Consider the following 17,319-nt stretch of genomic DNA (forward strand, 5'->3'; position numbering starts at 1 on the left):
CGTCGCGCCGAGGTGCGCGCGCGCCAGCTCCCGCAGCAGCACCAGCACGGCCCGTTGGGCGCCGGTGCTGGGGCGCAGTGCACTCGACGCGGTGAACAGCGGGATCTGCATGGCCTCGCCGGCCGCGGTTTCAATGGGGTGCAGGCCAAAGGCACCGGGTTTGGCCACGCCGGCCAGCGCGTGGCGCGACAGCACCGCGCAGCCGGCGCCGTCGGCCACCAGGTCGAGGATGGCGCCGACCCCGTCGATTTCCAGTGCCACGCGGGGCCGCAAGCCCGCGGCGGCCAGCTGGTTTTCGACATGCGTGCGAATGGCATTGGGGCGGCTGGGGATGACCAGGGGCAGGCGCGACAGCACCTCCAGGCTGATCGATGCGGACGGGTCGCGGCGCGCCGAGGCGCACTGCACCAGCACCAGCTCGTCGCTGGCCAGGGGCTCGATCTCCAGGCCGGGCACGGGCCGGGCGTTGTAGAGCACCGCGATGTCCAGCCGGCCGCTGGCCACCTGCTCCTGCATGTTGGTGGACAGGGCCTCGGCAATCGACAGGTGCGCTTCGGGCAACTGCCGGCTGAAGGCACGCACCAGCGGCACCGCCAGCGCGCGCGCCACACTGGGCGGCAGGCCCAGCGTGACGCGGCCGGCCAGGCCGCCGCGCAGGCGCGCCAGCTCATCGCGCGCGCGCCCCACCTGATGCAGGATGCCGCGCGCGTGCTCCAGCAAGAGCAGGCCCGCCTCGGTCGGCACGGCGCCACGGCCGTGGCGCTGCAGCAGGTTCTGGCGCAGCTCCACCTCCAGCAGGCGAACTTGGCGGCTGAGCGCCGGCTGGGCCACGTCCAGCGCCAGCGCGGCGCGGCTGAAGCTGCCAAGCTCGGCGACGCGGACGAAATATTCGAGTTGTCGCAAGTCCATGGAATACCCGCTTGAATGCAATGGCTATCGGTAAGGTATGCCATTTTGATCTAGCTGTTAGTCACCCCGGCCGATAGCGCCGAAGCCGGACAAGCGAAACAATGGGCGACAGACAAGGGCATGGGCCCATGCATGAGGAGACAGCATGAACGCGGCGAAGACATCGAGAACGCAGGTGGTCATCATGGGCGCCGGCCCCTCCGGCCTGTTGCTGGGCCAGTTGCTGCACAAGGCCGGCATCGACGCCGTGATCGTCGAGCGCGTCAGCGGCGACTACGTGCTGGGCCGCATCCGCGCCGGCATCCTGGAGCAGGTCAGCGTCGATCTGCTGAACGAGGCCGGCGTGGGCCAACGCATGAACCAGGAAGGCCTGGTGCATGGCGGCATCGAACTGATGTGGGATGGCCGGCGCCACCGGGTCGATCTGAACAAGTACAGCGGCGGGCAGAACGTGATGGTGTACGGCCAGACCGAGGTGACGCACGACCTGATGCAGGCGCGCGCCGCGGCCGGGTTGCCCACGATCTACGAGGCCCGGAACACGGCGGTGCACGACTTCGATACGGCCAAGCCCTACGTCACCTGGGACAAGGGCGGGGTGTCGCACCGCATCGACTGCGACTTCATTGCCGGCTGCGACGGCTTTCACGGCGTGTGCCGCGCCAGCGCCCCGCGCGCGGCCATCACCGAATACGAAAAAGTCTATCCCTTCGGCTGGCTGGGCCTGCTGTCGGACACGCCCCCGGTGAGCGACGAGCTGATCTACATCAACAGCCCGCGCGGCTTTGCCCTGTGCAGCCAGCGCAGCAAGACGCGCAGCCGCTACTACCTGCAGGTGCCGCTGACGCAGCACGTGGAGGACTGGAGCGACGACGCCTTCTGGCAGGAGCTGCGCCTGCGCTTGGACGATGAGGGGCGCGACAAGCTGGTGACCGGCCCCAGCCTGGAGAAAAGCATCGCCCCGCTGCGCAGCTTCGTCACCGAGCCGCTGCGCTTTGGCCGCATGTTCCTGGCGGGCGACGCCGGCCACATCGTGCCGCCCACCGGCGCCAAGGGGCTGAACCTGGCGACCACCGACGTCAAGTACCTCAGCAATGCGCTGATCGAGTTCTATCGCGACAAGAGCGAGGCCGGCATCGACGACTATTCGCGCAAGTGCCTGGGCCGCATCTGGCGTGCCGAGCGCTTTTCGTGGTGGCTGACGCAGCTGATGCACCGCTTTCCGCACGACGAGCAGATCACCGCCAAGTTCCAGCACGCCGAGCTGGACTACCTGACGCACTCCGAGGCCGGCCTGCGCACCATTGCCGAGAACTACGTCGGCCTGCCGCTGGACTTTGCCGAGCGGGCGCTGATGTGAAACACCCCCAGTCTTCACTCGCTTCGCGATGTTGCGCCCACCCCCTGAAGGGGGTATCGCCAGTGACCGGGGAAACCCCGGCCACGGCGATCGTTGGCCTGGCCTGCTTCGCGGCCCTCGGCTCTTCGGGCTTCATGCGCTGCGGGTGGCGCGCAGCGCTATGAGCAACTGATATCAGGCACCGCCGCTCAAACTGAAAGGATGGAAGGACACCTCCATGATCATCGACTGCCACGGCCACTACACCACCGCGCCCAAGGCGCTGGAAGACTGGCGCAAGCGCCAGATCGCCGGCATTGCAGACCCTGCGGCCATGCCCCGCGTGTCCGAGCTGAAGATCTCCGACGACGAGTTGCGCGAGTCGATCGAGAGCAACCAGCTGCGCCTGATGCGCGAGCGCGGCAGTGACCTCACCATCTTCAGCCCGCGCGCCAGCTTCATGGCGCACCACATCGGCGACTTCCAGGTTTCCAGCACCTGGGCGGCCATCTGCAACGAGCTGTGCCACCGTGTCAGCCAGCTGTTTCCGGAGCATTTCGCGCCGGCCGCCATGCTGCCGCAGTCGCCCGGCGTCGATCCGGCCACCTGCATCCCCGAGCTGGAGAAATGCGTCAAGGACTATGGCGCGGTCGGCATCAACCTCAACCCCGACCCGTCCGGCGGCCACTGGACGAGCCCGCCGCTGACCGATCGCCACTGGTACCCCATCTACGAAAAGATGGTCGAGTGGGACATCCCCGCGATGATCCACGTCAGCACCTCGTGCAACGCCTGCTTTCACACCACCGGCGCGCACTACATCAACGCCGACACCACGGCGGTCATGCAGCTCATCCAGGGCGACCTGTTCAAGGACTTCCCGACGCTCAAGTTCATCATCCCGCACGGCGGCGGCGCCGCGCCGTATCACTGGGGGCGCTACCGCGGCCTGGCGCAAGAGCTGAAAAAGCCGCTGCTCAGCGAGCACCTGCTGCACAACGTGTTCTTCGACACCTGCGTCTACCACCAGCCGGGCATCGACCTCTTGATGAAGGTGATCCCGGTGGACAACATCCTGTTCGCCAGCGAGATGATCGGCGCCGTGCGCGGCATCGACCCGGAGACGGGGCACTACTACGACGACACCAAGCGCTACGTCCAGGCCACGGCCAACCTCTCGGCCGAGCAGCGCCACAAGGTCTACGAAGGCAATGCGCGGCGCGTGTTTGCGCGGCTCGATGCCCAGCTCAAGGCACGAGGTTTGTGATTCAAACATGGCCCCGTCGCTTGATGGAAGAGCGGTAGCAGCTATGAAAATGAAAGCAATTGCTGGAGATTGAAATGTACGAACTCGGTGTCGTTTACCGCAACATCGCCCGCGCCGATCGCGCGGCCGCGGACGCGCTGGCGCCTTTCGGCAGCGCCACCGTGCACGAGGCCATGGGCCGCGTCGGCCTGCTCAAGCCCTACATGCGCCCCATCTACCCGGGCGCGCAGGTGTCGGGCACGGCCGTCACCGTGCTGCTGCAACCGGGCGACAACTGGATGATGCACGTGGCGGCCGAGCAGATCCGTCCGGGCGACATCGTCGTGGCCGCCGTCACGGCCGAGTGCACCGACGGCTACTTCGGCGACTTGCTGGCCACCAGCTTCAAGGCGCGTGGCGCGCGCGCGCTCGTCATCGACGCCGGCGTGCGCGACGTGCGCACGCTGCACGAGATGGACTTCCCGGTCTGGAGCAAGGCCATCAGCGCCAAGGGCACCATCAAGGCCACGCCGGGCTCGGTCAACATCCCCATCGTGTGCGCCGGCATGCTGGTCACGCCGGGCGACGTGATCGTGGCCGACGACGACGGCGTGGTCTGCGTGCCGGCCGCGCGTGCGGTGCAGACGCTGGAGGCGGCGCAAAAGCGCGAGGCCAACGAGACCGGCAAGCGCGAGATTTTCGCCAGCGGCGTGCTGGGGCTCGACTATTACAAGATGCGCGAGGGCCTGGCCAAGGCTGGGCTGCGCTACATCGATTGAAGCAGGTGATGCAATGACCAAGCCGACAACGGGCGAGTTCAGCAAAACCGCAGGCTGGCTGGATTGGTACGACGGTCCGAGCAAGCCGCGTTTCAAGCTGCCCCCGGGCAGCGTGGATGCGCACTGCCACGTATTCGGCCCGGGCGCCGAGTTTCCTTACGCACCCGAGCGCAAGTACACGCCCTGCGACGCCAGCAAGGCCCAGCTTTTTGCGCTGCGCGACCACCTGGGTTTTGCGCGCAACGTGATCGTGCAGGCCACCTGCCACGGCGCCGACAACCGTGCGCTGGTCGATGCGCTGCAAGCCGCCCATGGCAAGGCGCGCGGCGTGGCCACCGTCAAGCGCAGCGTCACCGATGAGCAGTTGCAGGCGCTGCACGCGGCCGGCGTGCGCGGTGTGCGCTTCAACTTCGTCAAGCGGCTGGTGGACTTCACGCCCAAGGACGAGCTGATGGAGATCGCGGGGCGCATCGCCCGGCTCGGCTGGCACGTGGTGATTTATTTCGAGGCGGTGGATTTGCCCGAGCTGTGGGACTTCTTCACGGCTTTGCCCACCACGGTGGTGGTCGATCACATGGGCCGGCCCGACGTGAGCCAGCCGGTGGATGGTCCCGAATTCGCGCTGTTCGAAAAATTCATGCGTGAGCACGCCAACGTGTGGAGCAAGGTCAGCTGTCCCGAGCGCCTGTCGGTCACCGGCCCGAAGGCGCTGAATGGCGAGCAGAGCGCCTACCCCGACGTGGTGCCGTTTGCGCGCCGCATCGTCGAGCTGTTTCCCGACCGCGTGCTGTGGGGCACCGACTGGCCGCATCCCAATCTGAAGGACCACATGCCGGACGACGGCCTGCTGGTCGATTTCATTCCCCGCATCGCGCCAACGCCCGAGTTGCAGCGCAAGCTGCTGGTGGCCAACCCGATGCGCTTGTACTGGCCCGAGGAGACCTGATCATGTCCCTGAACAAACCCTATCTCGACGTCCCTGGCACCACCATCTTCGATGCCGACCAGAGCCGCAAGGGCTACTGGCTCAACCAGTTCTGCATGAGCCTGATGAAGGCCGACAACCGCGCGCGCTTCAAGCAGGACGAGGACGCCTACCTGGCCGACTGGCCGATGAGCGACGAGCAGAAGGCGGCGGTGCGCGCGCGCGACCTGAACTGGATGATGCGCACCGGCGGCAACATCTACTTCCTGTCCAAGCTGGGCGCCACCGATGGCCTGAGCTTTCAGCAGATGGCCGGCAGCATGACCGGCATGAGCGAGCAGCAGTACCGCGACATGATGGTGGCCGGCGGGCGCAGCCCCGAAGGCAACCGCTACCAGGGCGAGCACGGCGACGCGCAGGGGCCCATGAGCCAATCCGAAGCCTGGAAGGCGTGGGAAGAAAATGCACAAAAAGAGCTTGCAGCCAGCGTGCAGCAAGCGCAAGCAGCTACAAAAAATAAAGTGACCGGACATGGACGGATCACCGCCTCGGTGTATTGCTCGCACGTGCCGGCCATCGGCGCGGCCATCGACCACGGCAAGACGGGCGAGCCGTACTGGGCGCCGATGTTCAAGGGATTCGAGCCCACCAAGGCCTGGATGAAGGACAACACGCCCGATGTCATCTTCCTCGTCTACAACGACCACGCCACCAACTTCGACCTGAGCGTGATCCCCACGTTCGCCATCGGTACCGCCGCCGAGTTCGAGCCGGCCGACGAGGGCTATGGCGCGCGCCCGGTGCCCAGGGTGATGGGCCATCCGCGGCTGGCCTCGCACATCGCGCAGTCGGTGATCCAGCAGGACTTCGACCTGACCATCGTCAACGACCTGAAGGTGGATCATGGCCTGACGGTTCCCATGAACCTGATGTTCGGCACGCCGGCGGCCTAGCCTTGTCCGGTGATTCCGTTTGCCGTCAACGTGGTGCAGTATCCGGTGCCCTCCGGCGCGCGCTGCTTTGCGCTGGGGCAGGCGATCCGCCGCGCCGTCGAAAGCTATGACGAGCCGATCCGGGTGCAGATCTGGGGCACGGGTGGCATGAGCCACCAACTGCAGGGCCCGCGCGCCGGCCTGATCAACCGCGACTGGGACAACCAGTTTCTGGACCGCCTGATCGCCGACCCGAAAGGCCTGTCGGTCATGCCGCACATCGACTACGTGCGCGAGGCCGGCAGCGAGGGCATCGAGCTGGTGATGTGGCTGATCGCGCGCGGCGCCATGGCCGACGTGGCCGGCAGCGGCGCGCCGCGCGTGGTGCACCGCTTCTATCATGTGCCGGCCTCGAACACGGCGGTGGGTCACCTCATCCTGGAAAACCAGCCGTGAACCGAGGAGCATCGAATCCGAATACCGGACGCAGAGGACGCAGAGGTTTCGCAAAAGACGCAAAAAAGAAAATTTGCGTTGGCTGTTTTTTTGCGTCCTCTGCGGAATTTTTGCGTCCTCTGCGTCCTGCCTTTTCTCTGCGTCCGGATATTTTTGACAAGGATTTTTCATGAGCAAACCGATCAAAGTGGCGCTGGCCGGCGCCGGCGCCTTTGGCATCAAGCACCTGGACGGTATCAAGAACATCGAGGGCGTCGAGGTCGTCTCGCTGGTCAGCCGCGAACTGGACAAGACGCGTGAAGTGGCCGCCAGTTACGGCATCGGGCATGTGAGCACCGACCTGGCCGAAAGCCTGGCGCTGCCCGGACTGGACGCCGTGATCCTGTGCACGCCCACGCAGATGCACGCCGACCAGGCCATCCAGTGCCTGCAGGCGGGCAAGCATGTGCAGGTCGAGATTCCGCTGTGCGACCGCCTGGCCGATGGGCAGCGCGTGCTGGCCGCGCAAAAGGCGGCCGCTCGGGTGGCCATGGTCGGCCACACGCGCCGCTTCAACCCCAGCCACCAATACGTGCACAAGAAGGTCGCGGCGGGCGAGTTCCATGTCCAGCAGATGGACGTGCAGACCTATTTCTTTCGTCGCACCAACATGAACGCGCTGGGTCAGCCGCGCAGCTGGACCGATCATCTGCTGTGGCATCACGCCGCCCACACGATCGATCTGTTTGCGTACCAGGCGGGCTCGCCCATTGTTCAGGCCAATGCGCTGCAGGGGCCGATTCACCCCGATCTGGGCATTGCCATGGACATGAGCATCCAGCTCAAGGCCGCCAATGGGGCGATCTGCACGCTGTCCTTGAGCTTCAACAACGACGGGCCGCTGGGCACTTTCTTTCGCTACATTGGCGACACCGCCACCTACATCGCGCGCTACGACGATCTGGTGAATGGCAAGGAGGAGAAGATCGACGTGTCCGGGGTCGATGTTTCGATGAATGGCATCGAGCTGCAGGACCGCGAGTTCTTCGCCGCCATCCGCGAGGGGCGCGAGCCCAACGCCAGCGTGGCCCAGGTGCTGCCCTGCTACGAGGTGCTGGACCGGCTGGAGCGGCAACTGCAGGCCTGACCCGGCCGACCGATTTCAATCGACAACCAAGGAGACCGACATGAAACTGAGCAAGACCCTGAGCACCGTGGCCCTCGTCCTGGGCGCCGCACTGGCGTTCGGCAACGCGCAGGCCAAGGACCTGAAAATCGGCCTGGTGCTGTCGATCTCCGGCCCCTACGCCGACTACGGCAAGCAGATTCGCCGCGGCATCGATCTGTACATGGCCGAGCACGGCGACACGGTGGCGGGCCGCAAGGTCAAGCTCATCGTCAAGGACGACACCGGCATCGCGCCGCAGATCGCCAAGCGCGAGTCGCAGCAACTGCTGATCAACGACAAGGTGGACATCCTGGCCGGCTACGACCTCACGCCCAACGCCTTCTCGGCCGCGCCGCTGGCCACCGAGGCCAAGGTGCCGATGGTGGTGATGAACGCGGCCACCGCCTCGGTGGTCGAGAAGTCGCCCTACATCGTGCGCACTTCCATGACCATGCCGCAAAGCGCCTGGGCCATGGCGCAGTGGGCCTGGGCCAACAAGGTCAAAACCGCCTACATCGTGGTGGCCGACTATGGGCCCGGGCACGACTCGCAGGCCCAGTTCACCAAGACCTTCACCAGCCTGGGCGGCAAGATCGTCGGCGAGGTGCGCACGCCGGTGACGTCCACCGACTATTCGCCCTTCCTGCAGCGCCTGAAGGACGCCAAACCCGACGCGGCCTACTTCTTCGTGCCGCCCGGCAGCTCGATGGTGGCGCTGTCCAAGGGCTTTCGCGAGCTGGGCCTGGACAAGCTGGGCATCAAGGAAATGGGCCCCGGCGACATGACCGATGAAAGCTCGCTGGCCGCGCTGGGCGATGCCGCGCTGGGCTTCATCACCGCCTTCCACTATTCCGACGCCCACGACTCGCCCGAGAACAGGGCCTTCACCGCGGCCTACGCCAAGGCCTACAAGGACGACCGCCCCAACTTCATGACGGTGGGCGCCTATGACGGCATGCATCTGATCTATGAGACGCTGAAGAAAACCCAGGGCGATGCCAGCGGCGACGCCTTCATCGCGGCCGCCAAGGGCCTGCAATGGGTGAGCCCGCGCGGCCCGGTTTCGATCGACCCGAAGACGCGCGACATCGTCCAGAACGAATACATCCGCAAGCTCGAACGCGTCGGCGGCGTGCTCAAGAACGTCGAATTCGACACCTTCAAGGCGGTCGACCCGCAGGCGCCCTGACGGCTGGCGCTGCACGGCGGACCACCCCGGATAAACCATGACGATCCTCTTCGACGGCATCGCCTCCGGCATGCTGCTGTTTCTGATCAGCGTCGGCCTGTCGGTCACGCTGGGCTTGATGAACTTCGTCAACCTGGCGCATGGCGCGTTTGCCATGATCGGCGGCTACACCTGCGTGGTGCTGCTCAACGACTACGGCGTGCCCTTTCTGACCAGCCTGCCGTTCGCGGTGCTGGTGCCGGCCCTGGTCGGCATCGTGCTGGAGCGCACGCTGTACCGGCGCCTGTACGCCGCATCCGACCTGGACCAGGTGCTGTTCTCGCTGGGCCTGGTGTTCATGGCGGTGGCCGGCGCGCACTACTTCTTCGGCGCCCAGCAGCAGCCGCTGCACCTGCCGGACTTTCTCAAGGGCCAAATCCACCTGCCGGGGCTCGACGTCGGGGTGTACCGCCTGTTCCTGGTCATCGTGGGCCTGGTGGTGGCTTTCGGCCTGCAGTGGTCGGTCGTCAAGACGGCCTTTGGTGCCCGCCTGCGCGCGGCGGTCGACAATCAGCGCGTGGCGCGCGGCATGGGCATCGACGTGGGCCGCGTGTTCAGCCTGACCTTCGCCCTGGGCTCGGCCCTGGCCGGCCTGGGTGGCGCGCTGGGGGTGGAGATGCTGGGGCTGGACCCGGAGTTTCCGGTCAAGTACCTCGTGTACTTCCTGATCGTCGTTTCGGTGGGCGGCAGCGGCAACATCCTGGGCTCGCTGTACGCCGCCATCTTGCTGGGCGTGGCCGACGTGGTCGGCAAGTACTACATCCCCCAGATCGGCGCCTTCATCATCTACGCCGTCATGGTGGCAACCCTGATCTTTCGTCCCCATGGCCTGTTTGGCCGTGCCCACAAATGAACCACCCCCAGTCTCCACTCGCTGCGCGATGTTTCGCCCACCCCCTTGCAGGGGGCGCGCCCAGTGACCGGGGAGACCCCGGCCACGGGCGCCCGCGCATGGCCTGCTTCGCGGCCGTTCGGCTCTCCCGGTTTTCATGCGCTGCAGGTCGCACGCAGTGCGATGGGTCACTGACATGACGACTTCCTCCCCGCACACAGCGCCGGCCGACCCGCTGACCCGCTTTCGGCGCTCGGCCCACTGGAAGCCGCTCGAATACGCCTTCTGGTGCCTGCCGGTGCTGGCCTACTTCGCCTTTCCGGGCAACTACCTGCTGCTCAGCCAGATCGCCATCACCGGGCTGTTCGCGGTCTCGCTCGATTTGATCTTCGGCTACGCCGGCGTGATCTCGCTGGGCCATGCCGCTTTTTTCGGCATCGGCGCCTACACCGTCGGTCTGCTGGGCTCGAACGGCTGGGGCGACCCCTTGCTGGGGCTGCTGCTGGGGGCGCTGTTTGCCGGCATCATCGGCTTTCTCAGCAGCTTCCTGTTGCTGCGCGGCAGCGATTTGTCGCGCCTGATGGTGACGTTGGGCGTGGCGCTGATGATCTTCGAGCTGGCCAACAAGCTGACCCGCATCACCGGCGGCGTGGACGGCATGCCGGGCATCGAGATCAAGCCCATCCTGGGCGTGTTCGACTTCGACATGTTCGGCCGCACGGGCTACATCTATTCGGTCGTCGTGCTGTTCGTGCTGTTCTGGCTGGCGCGCCGGCTGGTGCGCTCGCCCTTTGGCCAGAGCCTGCGCGGCATCCGCATGAACGCGCTGCGCATGCCCGCACTGGGCGTGCCGGTCAATCGCCGCCTGGTCAAGATCTACACCATCGGCGCAGCCTATGCGGGCGTGGCCGGCGCGCTGCTGGCGCAGACCAACCAGTTCGTCTCGCTTGACGTGCTGAGCTTTCAGCGCTCGGCCGACCTGCTGCTGATCCTGATCCTGGGCGGTGCCGGCCACCTGTACGGCGGGTTGATCGGCGCCGTGGTTTTCGTCGTCTTGCACGATCAGCTGTCGGACCTGAACCCGCAGTACTGGCAGTTCTGGCTCGGCCTGATCCTGGTGCTGCTGGTGCTGTTTGCGCGCGGCGGCATTCTGGGCACGGCGCAAAAGTGGATCGAGTCGCGTGGCCAGCGCAAGCAGGCGCGCACGCGCGAGGAGGTTGCATCGTGAGCGCTGTTGTCTTGCAGACCCGCGATCTGGTGCGCAAATTCGGCGGCTTTGTCGCCACCGACTACGTCAACCTGTCGGTCGCGGCCGGGGCGCGCCACGCCCTCATCGGCCCCAACGGTGCGGGCAAGACCACGCTGATCAACCTGCTGACCGGTTACCTGGAGCCCAGCGCCGGCCGCGTCGAGCTGCTGGGCGAAGACGTGACCACCATGGCCCAGCACGAGCGCTGCCGCCGCGGCCTGGTGCGCACCTTTCAGATCAACCAGCTGTTTGCCGACATGACGGTGCTCGAGTCGGTGGCTCTGGCTGTCAGCGAGCAGGCCGGCCTGGGCACGCATTGGTGGAAGCCGCTGGCCGCGCGCGGCGAAGTGGTGGACCAGGCCGCCGCCATCCTGGAGCGCCTGAAGCTGCTGCCCGATGCCTACGAGCGCACGCGCAACCTGGCCTACGGCCGCCAGCGCCTGATCGAGATTGCCCTGGCACTGGCCATGCGGCCCAAGGTGCTGCTGCTGGACGAGCCTGCCGCCGGCGTGCCCACCGGCGAGAGCCGCGAGTTGTTCGAGACCATCGCCCAGCTGCCGCGCGAGGTCACCATCGTGCTGATCGAGCACGACATGGACCTGGTGTTTCGCTTTGCCGAGCGCATCTCGGTGCTGGTGTCGGGGGCCATCCTGGTCGAGGATGCGCCGGATCGGATCGCGGCGAACCCGCGGGTGAAAGAAGTCTATCTGGGGGAATCGCATGGCTGAATTGGCGCACTCCCAGTCTCCACACGCTGCGCGTTGTTTCGCCTTCCCCCTCCAGGGGGCATCGCCAGTGGCCGGGGGAACCCCGGTCACGGCGATCGCTGCCATGGCCATCTCCGCGGCCATCTGTGTCTGGGTTGCTCATGCGACGCCGCGAGTGCGCCGCGCCAAGGAAGTCTGAAATGCTGTCTTTGGAAAACGTGTGGGCCGGCTACGGCGACGCCATCATCCTGGAAGATGTGTCCTTCAAGCTGGCCGCCGGCGACAGCCTGGCCCTGCTGGGGCGCAACGGCATGGGCAAGACCACCTTGCTCGCCACGCTGATGGGCGCCACGCGGCTGCGGCGCGGGCAGATCCATTTCGAGGGCAAAGACCTCGCCGCGCTGCCCAGCCACCAGCGTGCCCGCGCCGGCCTGGGCTGGGTGCCGCAGGAGCGCGACATCTTTCGTTCACTGACGGTGGAAGAAAACCTCACCGTCGTGGCGCGGCCCGGCGAATGGAACCTGGCCAAGGTGTACGCCATGTTCCCGCGCCTGCAGGAGCGCCGCAGCAACCTGGGCAACCAGCTGTCCGGTGGCGAACAGCAGATGCTGGCCATGGGCCGCGCGCTCATGCTCAACCCCAAGGTGCTGCTGCTCGATGAGCCGCTGGAAGGCCTGGCTCCCATCATCGTGCAGGAGCTGCTGCACATCATCGACCGCATGGTGCGCTCCGGCAGCATGGCCGTCATCCTGGTCGAGCAGCACGCGCGCCAGATTCTGCCCATCACGCGCCAGGCGCTGGTGCTCGAGCGCGGGCGCGTGGTGCACGCTGGCGCCAGCGACGCGCTGCTGCGCGACGACGCCGCGCTGGACGCCTGGCTGGGCGCCGGCGCCACATCCGAATCCAAACACGAGGCAACGCTGTGAAATTCCATCACCAAGGCTATGTGTCCGGCGATCCGCGCATCCAGCCCGCGGCCGGCGTCGGCATCGATCGCCCCGCCGATCTGCCCGAGCAGGTCGATGTGCTGATCGTCGGCGCCGGCCCGGCGGGCATGCTCGCCGCCGCGCAGCTGGCGCAGTTTCCGGACATCAACACGCGCATCGTCGACCGTCGCTCCGGCCGGCTGGAGGTCGGCCAGGCCGACGGCATCCAGCCGCGCAGCGTGGAGACCTTTCAGGCCTTCGGCTTTGCCGACCGCATCGTGGCCGAAGGCTGCCTGATCGTCGAAACCGCCTTCTGGAAGCCCGACCCGCAGGCCCCCGCGCGCATCGTGCGCACCTCGCGCGTGCTGGAGGACCCCAATGGCGTCAGCGAGTTTCCGCACATCACCGTCAACCAGGCGCGCGTGCTGGACTACTTTGCCGAGGCCATGGCCAACGCCCCCACGCGCATGCGGCCCGACTGGGGACTGGAATTCCAGGGACTCGCGATCGCCGACACGGGCGAGCACCCCGTCACCGTCACGCTGGTGCACAGCGACGGCCCCCACAAGGGCCAGACGCGCCGCGTGCGCGCCCGCTACGTGGTGGGTGCCGACGGCGCGCACAGCCGCGTGCGCGGCGCCATCGGCTGCACGCCCTCGGGCGACACCTCCAACCACGCCTGGGGCGTGATGGACGTGCTGGCCGTCACCGACTTTCCGGACATCCGCGTCAAGTGCGCCATTCAGTCCGACGCTGACGGCAGCATCCTGCTGATTCCGCGCGAGGGCGGCCATATGGTGCGCTTTTACGTGGACCTGGGCGACGTGGACCCGGCCGCGCGCGCCGCGGTGCGCCAGACCACGGTCGAACAAACCATTGCCCGCGCACAAAAAATCCTGCACCCCTACACGCTGGACGTGCGCGAGGTGGCGTGGTACAGCGTGTACGAGGTGGGCCACCGCGTGTGCGACCGCTTCGACGACGTGCCTGTGGAGCAGGCGGGCACGCGCACGCCGCGCGTGTTCATTGCCGGCGACGCCAGCCACACGCACAGCGCCAAGGCGGGGCAGGGCATGAACGTGTCCATGCAGGACGGCTTCAACCTGGGCTGGAAGCTGGCGCACGTGCTGCAGGGCCGCAGCCCCGCGCGCCTGCTGGCCACCTACTCGGCCGAGCGCCAGCGCATCGGCGAGGACATCATCGCCTTCGACAAGCGCTGGGCCTCTATCATGGCCAAGCCGCCGGGCCAGGCGCAGGACGCATCGGAGCTGGAACAGGGCTACCTGCAGATCACCGAGTTTGCCCAGGGCTTCATGACCCAGTACCAGCCCTCCATCATCACCGGGCCCGCGCAGCACCAGGCGCTGGCCACGGGTTATCCGGTCGGCAAGCGTTTTCGCTCCGCCGTGGCGACGCGCGTGGCCGACGGCGCGGCGCTGCAGATCGGCCACGAGGCGCGCGCCGACGGCCGCTGGCGCCTGTACGTCTTTGCCGACGCGGCGCCCGCGGGCGCCGACTCACCCCTCAAGTCCCTCGCCGACTGGCTGACCCAGTCGCCGCAGTCGCCCGTGCATGGCCTCACGCCATCGCGGCTGGACCCCAATGCCTGGTTCGATCTCAAGGTGGTCTACCAGCAGGAGCACACCGCGGTCGACCTCGGTCAGGTGCCTGCCGTCTTCCTGCCGCGCATTGGCGCGCATGGGCTGATCGACTACGAGGGCGTGTACGCCAGCACGCCCGGCAACGACATCTTCGAGGCGCGCGGCATCGACCGCCAGGGTGCCATCGTGCTGGTGCGCCCGGACCAGTATGTGGCGCATGTTCTGCCACTCACGGCCACCGACGCGCTGGGTGCTTTCTTGGCTGGCTTCATGAAGGCGCAGCGATAGCTCGCATTGTTTTTTTCTCCGAGGAATCCACTCCATGAAATTCATCAAGCTTCTGGGCACCATGACCCTGGCCGCCGGCGTGCTGGCCGCGTCTGCGGCGGCGCAAGCCAAGGACCTCGCCATTGGCCTGGTGATGCCCATGTCCGGCCCGTTTGCAGCGCACGGCAAGCAGATCAAGCACGGGATCGATCTGTACCTGGCCGAGCACGACAACATGCTGGGCGGGCGCAAGGTCAAGCTCATCGTCAAGGACGACACGGGTATCGCGCCGGCGGTGGCCAAGCGCCTGGCGCAGGAGCTGGTCATCAAGGACAAGGTCGACATCCTGGCCGGCTTCACGCTCACGCCCAATGCGTTTTCGGTGGCGCCGCTGGCCACCGAGGCCAAGGTGCCCATGGTGGTGCTCAATGCCGCCACCTCGTCGATCACCGAAAAATCACCCAACATCGTGCGCGTGTCGATGACGCTGCCGCAGGACACGGCGCCCATGGCCCAGTGGGCCCACGCCAACGGCATCAAGAAGGTCTACACCCTGGTGGCCGACTATGGCCCCGGGCATGACGCCGAGCAACAGTTCAAGAAGACCTTCACCAGCCTGGGCGGCCAGATCGTCGGCGAGGTGCGCACGCCCGTCAACACGCCCGACTACGCGCCCTTTTTGCAGCGCATCAAGGACGCCAAGCCCGACGCCGTCTTTCTGTTCGTGCCCAACGGCGAGCCCGGCGTGGCGCTGGCCAAGGGCTACACCGAGCGCGGCCTGGCCGCCGCCGGCATCAAGGCCCTGGCCACCGGCGACGTCACCGATGAGGATATGCTGGACGCCATGGGCGACGCGGCCATCGGCATGATCACCTCGTTCCACTACTCGGCCGCGCACGATTCGCCCGAGAACAAGGCCTTCACCACCGCCTACGCCAAGGCCTTTCCAAAGGATCGCGCCAACTTCGTCTCCGTGGCGGGCTACGACGGCATGCACCTGATCGATATGGCACTCGCCAAAACCAAGGGCGATGCCAGCGCCGACGCCTTCATGGCTGCCGCCAAGGGCATGAAGTGGACGAGCCCGCGCGGCCCGGTCGAGATCGATGCGCAAACGCGCGACATCATCCAGAACGTCTACATCCGCAAGGTCGAGCGCGTGAAGGGCGTGCTGCAGAACGTCGAGTTCGACACCATCAAGGCCGTCAAGGATCCCGGCGAGTAAATCCCGCCAAGCCCACTTCGGGACACCCACGCATGAGCGCTGCCTTGACCCTGCTGTCGTCCATGGCCGTCAAACGGCTGCTGGCCGATCTGATTGCCCTGCATCGGCCGCAACACGGTGATCTCGCCATCGAGTTGACCTCGGTCGGCGGGGTGGACGCGGCACGGCGCGTGACGGCAGGCGAGCCGTTCGACGCCGTGGTGCTGGGCGCCGATGCGCTTCAGAAGCTCATCGCCAGCGGCCATGTGCGCGCGGGCAGCCGCGTGGACATCGCGCGCTCCGGCGTGGCCGTGGCCGTCCGGGCCGGCCATGCGCGGCCGGACCTGAGCAGCGAGGCCAGCGTGCGCCAGGCGGTGCTGGCAGCGCGCACCCTGGCGTATTCGACCGGGCCCAGCGGCGTGGCGCTGGCGCGGTTGTTCGAACGCTGGGGCATCGCCGCGCAAATCGCCGCGCGCATCGTCGTGCCGCCGCCGGGCGTGCCGGTGGGCACACTGGTTGCCAGCGGCGCGGTGGAACTGGGCTTTCAGCAGTTGAGCGAGCTGATGCACCTGCCCGGCATCGACGTGGTGGGGCCACTGCCCCCTGCCATCCAGATCGAGACCATCTTTGCCGGCGGTGTGCTGGCCGCATCCGCGCACGCCGAGGCCGCGCACGCCCTGCTGGCGTTCATGGCCTCACCGCAGGCACGCCAGCCCAAGCGGGACAACGGGATGGAGGGCCTCGACGCGTAAGGCCCGCAGGTTCACCAGATTTGCCACCAGGGCTTGTCCGGTCCCTTGAAGCCGCGCGCCAGGTACACGCTGTTGGGGTAGTTCTGGGTCAGCACCCGCTCGGCGTCGTCGCGCAGCTGGTCCATGCCCAGCTTGTCGTAGGCGCGCACCAGGATGTAGAGCGCTTCTTCCAGCGCGGGTGCGTCGCGGTAGTCGGCAATGGCCTGCTGCGCGCGGTTGATGGCCGCCACGTAGGCGCCGCGCTGGTAGTAGTAGCGCGCGACGTGCACCTCGTACTGCGCCAGCGCGTTGACCGTGTAGCGCATGCGCGCCTTCGCATCGGGCGTGTAGCGCGAATCCGGAAAGCGCTTGACCAGCTCGTCAAACGACTCGAAGGCCTGCTTGGCCGCCTTCTGGTCGCGCTCGGACAAATCCTGGCGCGACAGGAACGAGAACAGGCCCAGGTCCTCGTTGAAGTTGATCACGCCTTTCATGTACAGCGCGTAGTCGATGGCCGAGCTGTCCGGGTGCAGCCGAATGAAGCGGTCCAGCGTGGCGATGGCCTCGGCCTTCTGGCCGTCCTTGAACTGGGCGTAGGCCTTGTCCAGCTCGGCCTGCAGGGCCAGCGGCGTGCCAGCGGCGCGGCCTTCGAGCGTTTCGAACAGCGGGATCGCCTTGTCGTAGGAGCCCGACTGCATTTCGTCCTTGGCCTCCGCCTGGATGCGGTTGGGGCTCCAGCCGGCGGTCTTGTCCACCGGTTTGGACGAACAGGCCGCCAGCAAGCCGGCGGCCATTACGGCCGCCGCTGTCGCCGCCGATAATCGGGCTCGATGCATTGCTG

At 66.8% G+C, this 17,319-nt stretch carries 14 protein-coding genes and 3 pseudogenes; 15 read left to right on the forward strand and 2 right to left on the reverse strand.

Going from position 1 to position 17,319, the window contains the following annotated elements; genetic code table 11:
- Nucleotides 1-39: 39 nt before the first annotated feature.
- Nucleotides 40-909: pseudogene (locus U1F38_RS06930) on the reverse strand (LysR substrate-binding domain-containing protein); the annotation flags it as partial.
- A gap of 145 nt (nt 910-1,054) precedes the next feature.
- Here U1F38_RS06930 and pobA point away from each other — a divergent pair.
- From pobA to U1F38_RS07005, 15 genes and pseudogenes are all read left to right on the forward strand, one after another.
- The gene (pobA, locus tag U1F38_RS06935) at nt 1,055-2,269 is read left to right on the forward strand and encodes a 4-hydroxybenzoate 3-monooxygenase (protein ID WP_409986322.1); all 1,215 of its coding nucleotides are present in this window, start codon (nt 1,055-1,057) and stop codon (nt 2,267-2,269) included.
- A 217-nt stretch (nt 2,270-2,486) separates the two neighbouring features.
- The gene (locus U1F38_RS06940; protein WP_409986323.1) at nt 2,487-3,515 is read left to right on the forward strand and encodes an amidohydrolase family protein; all 1,029 of its coding nucleotides are present in this window, start codon (nt 2,487-2,489) and stop codon (nt 3,513-3,515) included.
- A gap of 74 nt (nt 3,516-3,589) precedes the next feature.
- Nucleotides 3,590-4,273 (forward strand): 4-carboxy-4-hydroxy-2-oxoadipate aldolase/oxaloacetate decarboxylase, encoded by a 684-nt coding sequence (gene ligK / locus U1F38_RS06945; RefSeq protein ID WP_409986324.1) that lies wholly within the window; start codon nt 3,590-3,592, stop codon nt 4,271-4,273.
- A gap of 13 nt (nt 4,274-4,286) precedes the next feature.
- The gene (locus tag U1F38_RS06950; RefSeq protein ID WP_409986325.1) at nt 4,287-5,219 is read left to right on the forward strand and encodes an amidohydrolase family protein; all 933 of its coding nucleotides are present in this window, start codon (nt 4,287-4,289) and stop codon (nt 5,217-5,219) included.
- 2 nt (nt 5,220-5,221) lie between these two features.
- Nucleotides 5,222-5,617, forward strand: a pseudogene (gene ligA, locus U1F38_RS06955) (protocatechuate 4,5-dioxygenase subunit alpha); the annotation flags it as partial.
- A gap of 102 nt (nt 5,618-5,719) precedes the next feature.
- Nucleotides 5,720-6,586: pseudogene (locus tag U1F38_RS06960) on the forward strand (class III extradiol dioxygenase subunit beta).
- 169 nt (nt 6,587-6,755) lie between these two features.
- Nucleotides 6,756-7,712 carry a Gfo/Idh/MocA family oxidoreductase gene (locus U1F38_RS06965; RefSeq protein ID WP_409986326.1) on the forward strand — a complete coding sequence of 319 codons (957 nt, stop codon included), beginning with the start codon at nt 6,756-6,758 and terminating at the stop codon, nt 7,710-7,712.
- Between the two features lie 40 nt (nt 7,713-7,752).
- On the forward strand, nt 7,753-8,922 hold the full coding sequence (locus U1F38_RS06970) for an ABC transporter substrate-binding protein (RefSeq protein ID WP_409986327.1): 1,170 nt from the start codon (nt 7,753-7,755) through the stop codon (nt 8,920-8,922).
- Between the two features lie 37 nt (nt 8,923-8,959).
- Nucleotides 8,960-9,814, forward strand: coding sequence for a branched-chain amino acid ABC transporter permease (locus U1F38_RS06975; protein ID WP_409986328.1), 855 nt, complete (start codon nt 8,960-8,962; stop codon nt 9,812-9,814).
- A 175-nt stretch (nt 9,815-9,989) separates the two neighbouring features.
- Entirely contained in the window at nt 9,990-11,021 is a 1,032-nt protein-coding gene (locus tag U1F38_RS06980; protein ID WP_409986329.1) for a branched-chain amino acid ABC transporter permease, read from the forward strand.
- A complete protein-coding gene (locus U1F38_RS06985) occupies nt 11,015-11,770 on the forward strand; it encodes an ABC transporter ATP-binding protein (RefSeq protein WP_409986483.1) in 756 nt (251 codons plus the stop codon). The genes U1F38_RS06980 and U1F38_RS06985 overlap by 7 nt, the downstream gene beginning before the upstream one ends.
- A 179-nt stretch (nt 11,771-11,949) precedes the next feature.
- Entirely contained in the window at nt 11,950-12,675 is a 726-nt protein-coding gene (locus tag U1F38_RS06990; protein ID WP_409986330.1) for an ABC transporter ATP-binding protein, read from the forward strand.
- On the forward strand, nt 12,672-14,564 hold the full coding sequence (locus tag U1F38_RS06995; RefSeq protein WP_409986331.1) for an FAD-binding monooxygenase: 1,893 nt from the start codon (nt 12,672-12,674) through the stop codon (nt 14,562-14,564). Before U1F38_RS06990 ends, U1F38_RS06995 begins: the two co-directional genes overlap by 4 nt.
- A 34-nt stretch (nt 14,565-14,598) precedes the next feature.
- Nucleotides 14,599-15,768, forward strand: coding sequence for an ABC transporter substrate-binding protein (locus tag U1F38_RS07000; RefSeq protein ID WP_409986332.1), 1,170 nt, complete (start codon nt 14,599-14,601; stop codon nt 15,766-15,768).
- A gap of 32 nt (nt 15,769-15,800) precedes the next feature.
- Nucleotides 15,801-16,499 (forward strand): substrate-binding domain-containing protein, encoded by a 699-nt coding sequence (locus tag U1F38_RS07005; protein ID WP_409986333.1) that lies wholly within the window; start codon nt 15,801-15,803, stop codon nt 16,497-16,499.
- Between the two features lie 11 nt (nt 16,500-16,510).
- Here U1F38_RS07005 and U1F38_RS07010 read toward each other — a convergent pair whose 3' ends face one another.
- Nucleotides 16,511-17,314, reverse strand: coding sequence for an outer membrane protein assembly factor BamD (locus U1F38_RS07010; protein ID WP_409986334.1), 804 nt, complete (start codon nt 17,312-17,314; stop codon nt 16,511-16,513).
- Between the last annotated feature and the right edge of the window lie 5 nt (nt 17,315-17,319).

The organism is Ottowia sp. (assembly GCF_046348305.1).
In the GTDB taxonomy this organism is placed as follows: Bacteria; Pseudomonadota; Gammaproteobacteria; order Burkholderiales; family Burkholderiaceae_C; genus Ottowia.

Bases quoted from the DNA above. Each gene is read 5' to 3' on its own strand.
- pobA (WP_409986322.1), top strand. From the start codon at position 1,055: ATGAACGCGGCGAAGACATCGAGAACGCAGGTGGTCATCATGGGCGCC.
- U1F38_RS06940 (WP_409986323.1), top strand. From the start codon at position 2,487: ATGATCATCGACTGCCACGGCCACTACACCACCGCGCCCAAGGCGCTG.
- ligK (WP_409986324.1), top strand. From the start codon at position 3,590: ATGTACGAACTCGGTGTCGTTTACCGCAACATCGCCCGCGCCGATCGC.
- U1F38_RS06950 (WP_409986325.1), top strand. From the start codon at position 4,287: ATGACCAAGCCGACAACGGGCGAGTTCAGCAAAACCGCAGGCTGGCTG.
- U1F38_RS06965 (WP_409986326.1), top strand. From the start codon at position 6,756: ATGAGCAAACCGATCAAAGTGGCGCTGGCCGGCGCCGGCGCCTTTGGC.
- U1F38_RS06970 (WP_409986327.1), top strand. From the start codon at position 7,753: ATGAAACTGAGCAAGACCCTGAGCACCGTGGCCCTCGTCCTGGGCGCC.
- U1F38_RS06975 (WP_409986328.1), top strand. From the start codon at position 8,960: ATGACGATCCTCTTCGACGGCATCGCCTCCGGCATGCTGCTGTTTCTG.
- U1F38_RS06980 (WP_409986329.1), top strand. From the start codon at position 9,990: ATGACGACTTCCTCCCCGCACACAGCGCCGGCCGACCCGCTGACCCGC.
- U1F38_RS06990 (WP_409986330.1), top strand. From the start codon at position 11,950: ATGCTGTCTTTGGAAAACGTGTGGGCCGGCTACGGCGACGCCATCATC.
- U1F38_RS07000 (WP_409986332.1), top strand. From the start codon at position 14,599: ATGAAATTCATCAAGCTTCTGGGCACCATGACCCTGGCCGCCGGCGTG.
- U1F38_RS07005 (WP_409986333.1), top strand. From the start codon at position 15,801: ATGAGCGCTGCCTTGACCCTGCTGTCGTCCATGGCCGTCAAACGGCTG.
- U1F38_RS07010 (WP_409986334.1), bottom strand. From the start codon at position 17,314: ATGCATCGAGCCCGATTATCGGCGGCGACAGCGGCGGCCGTAATGGCC.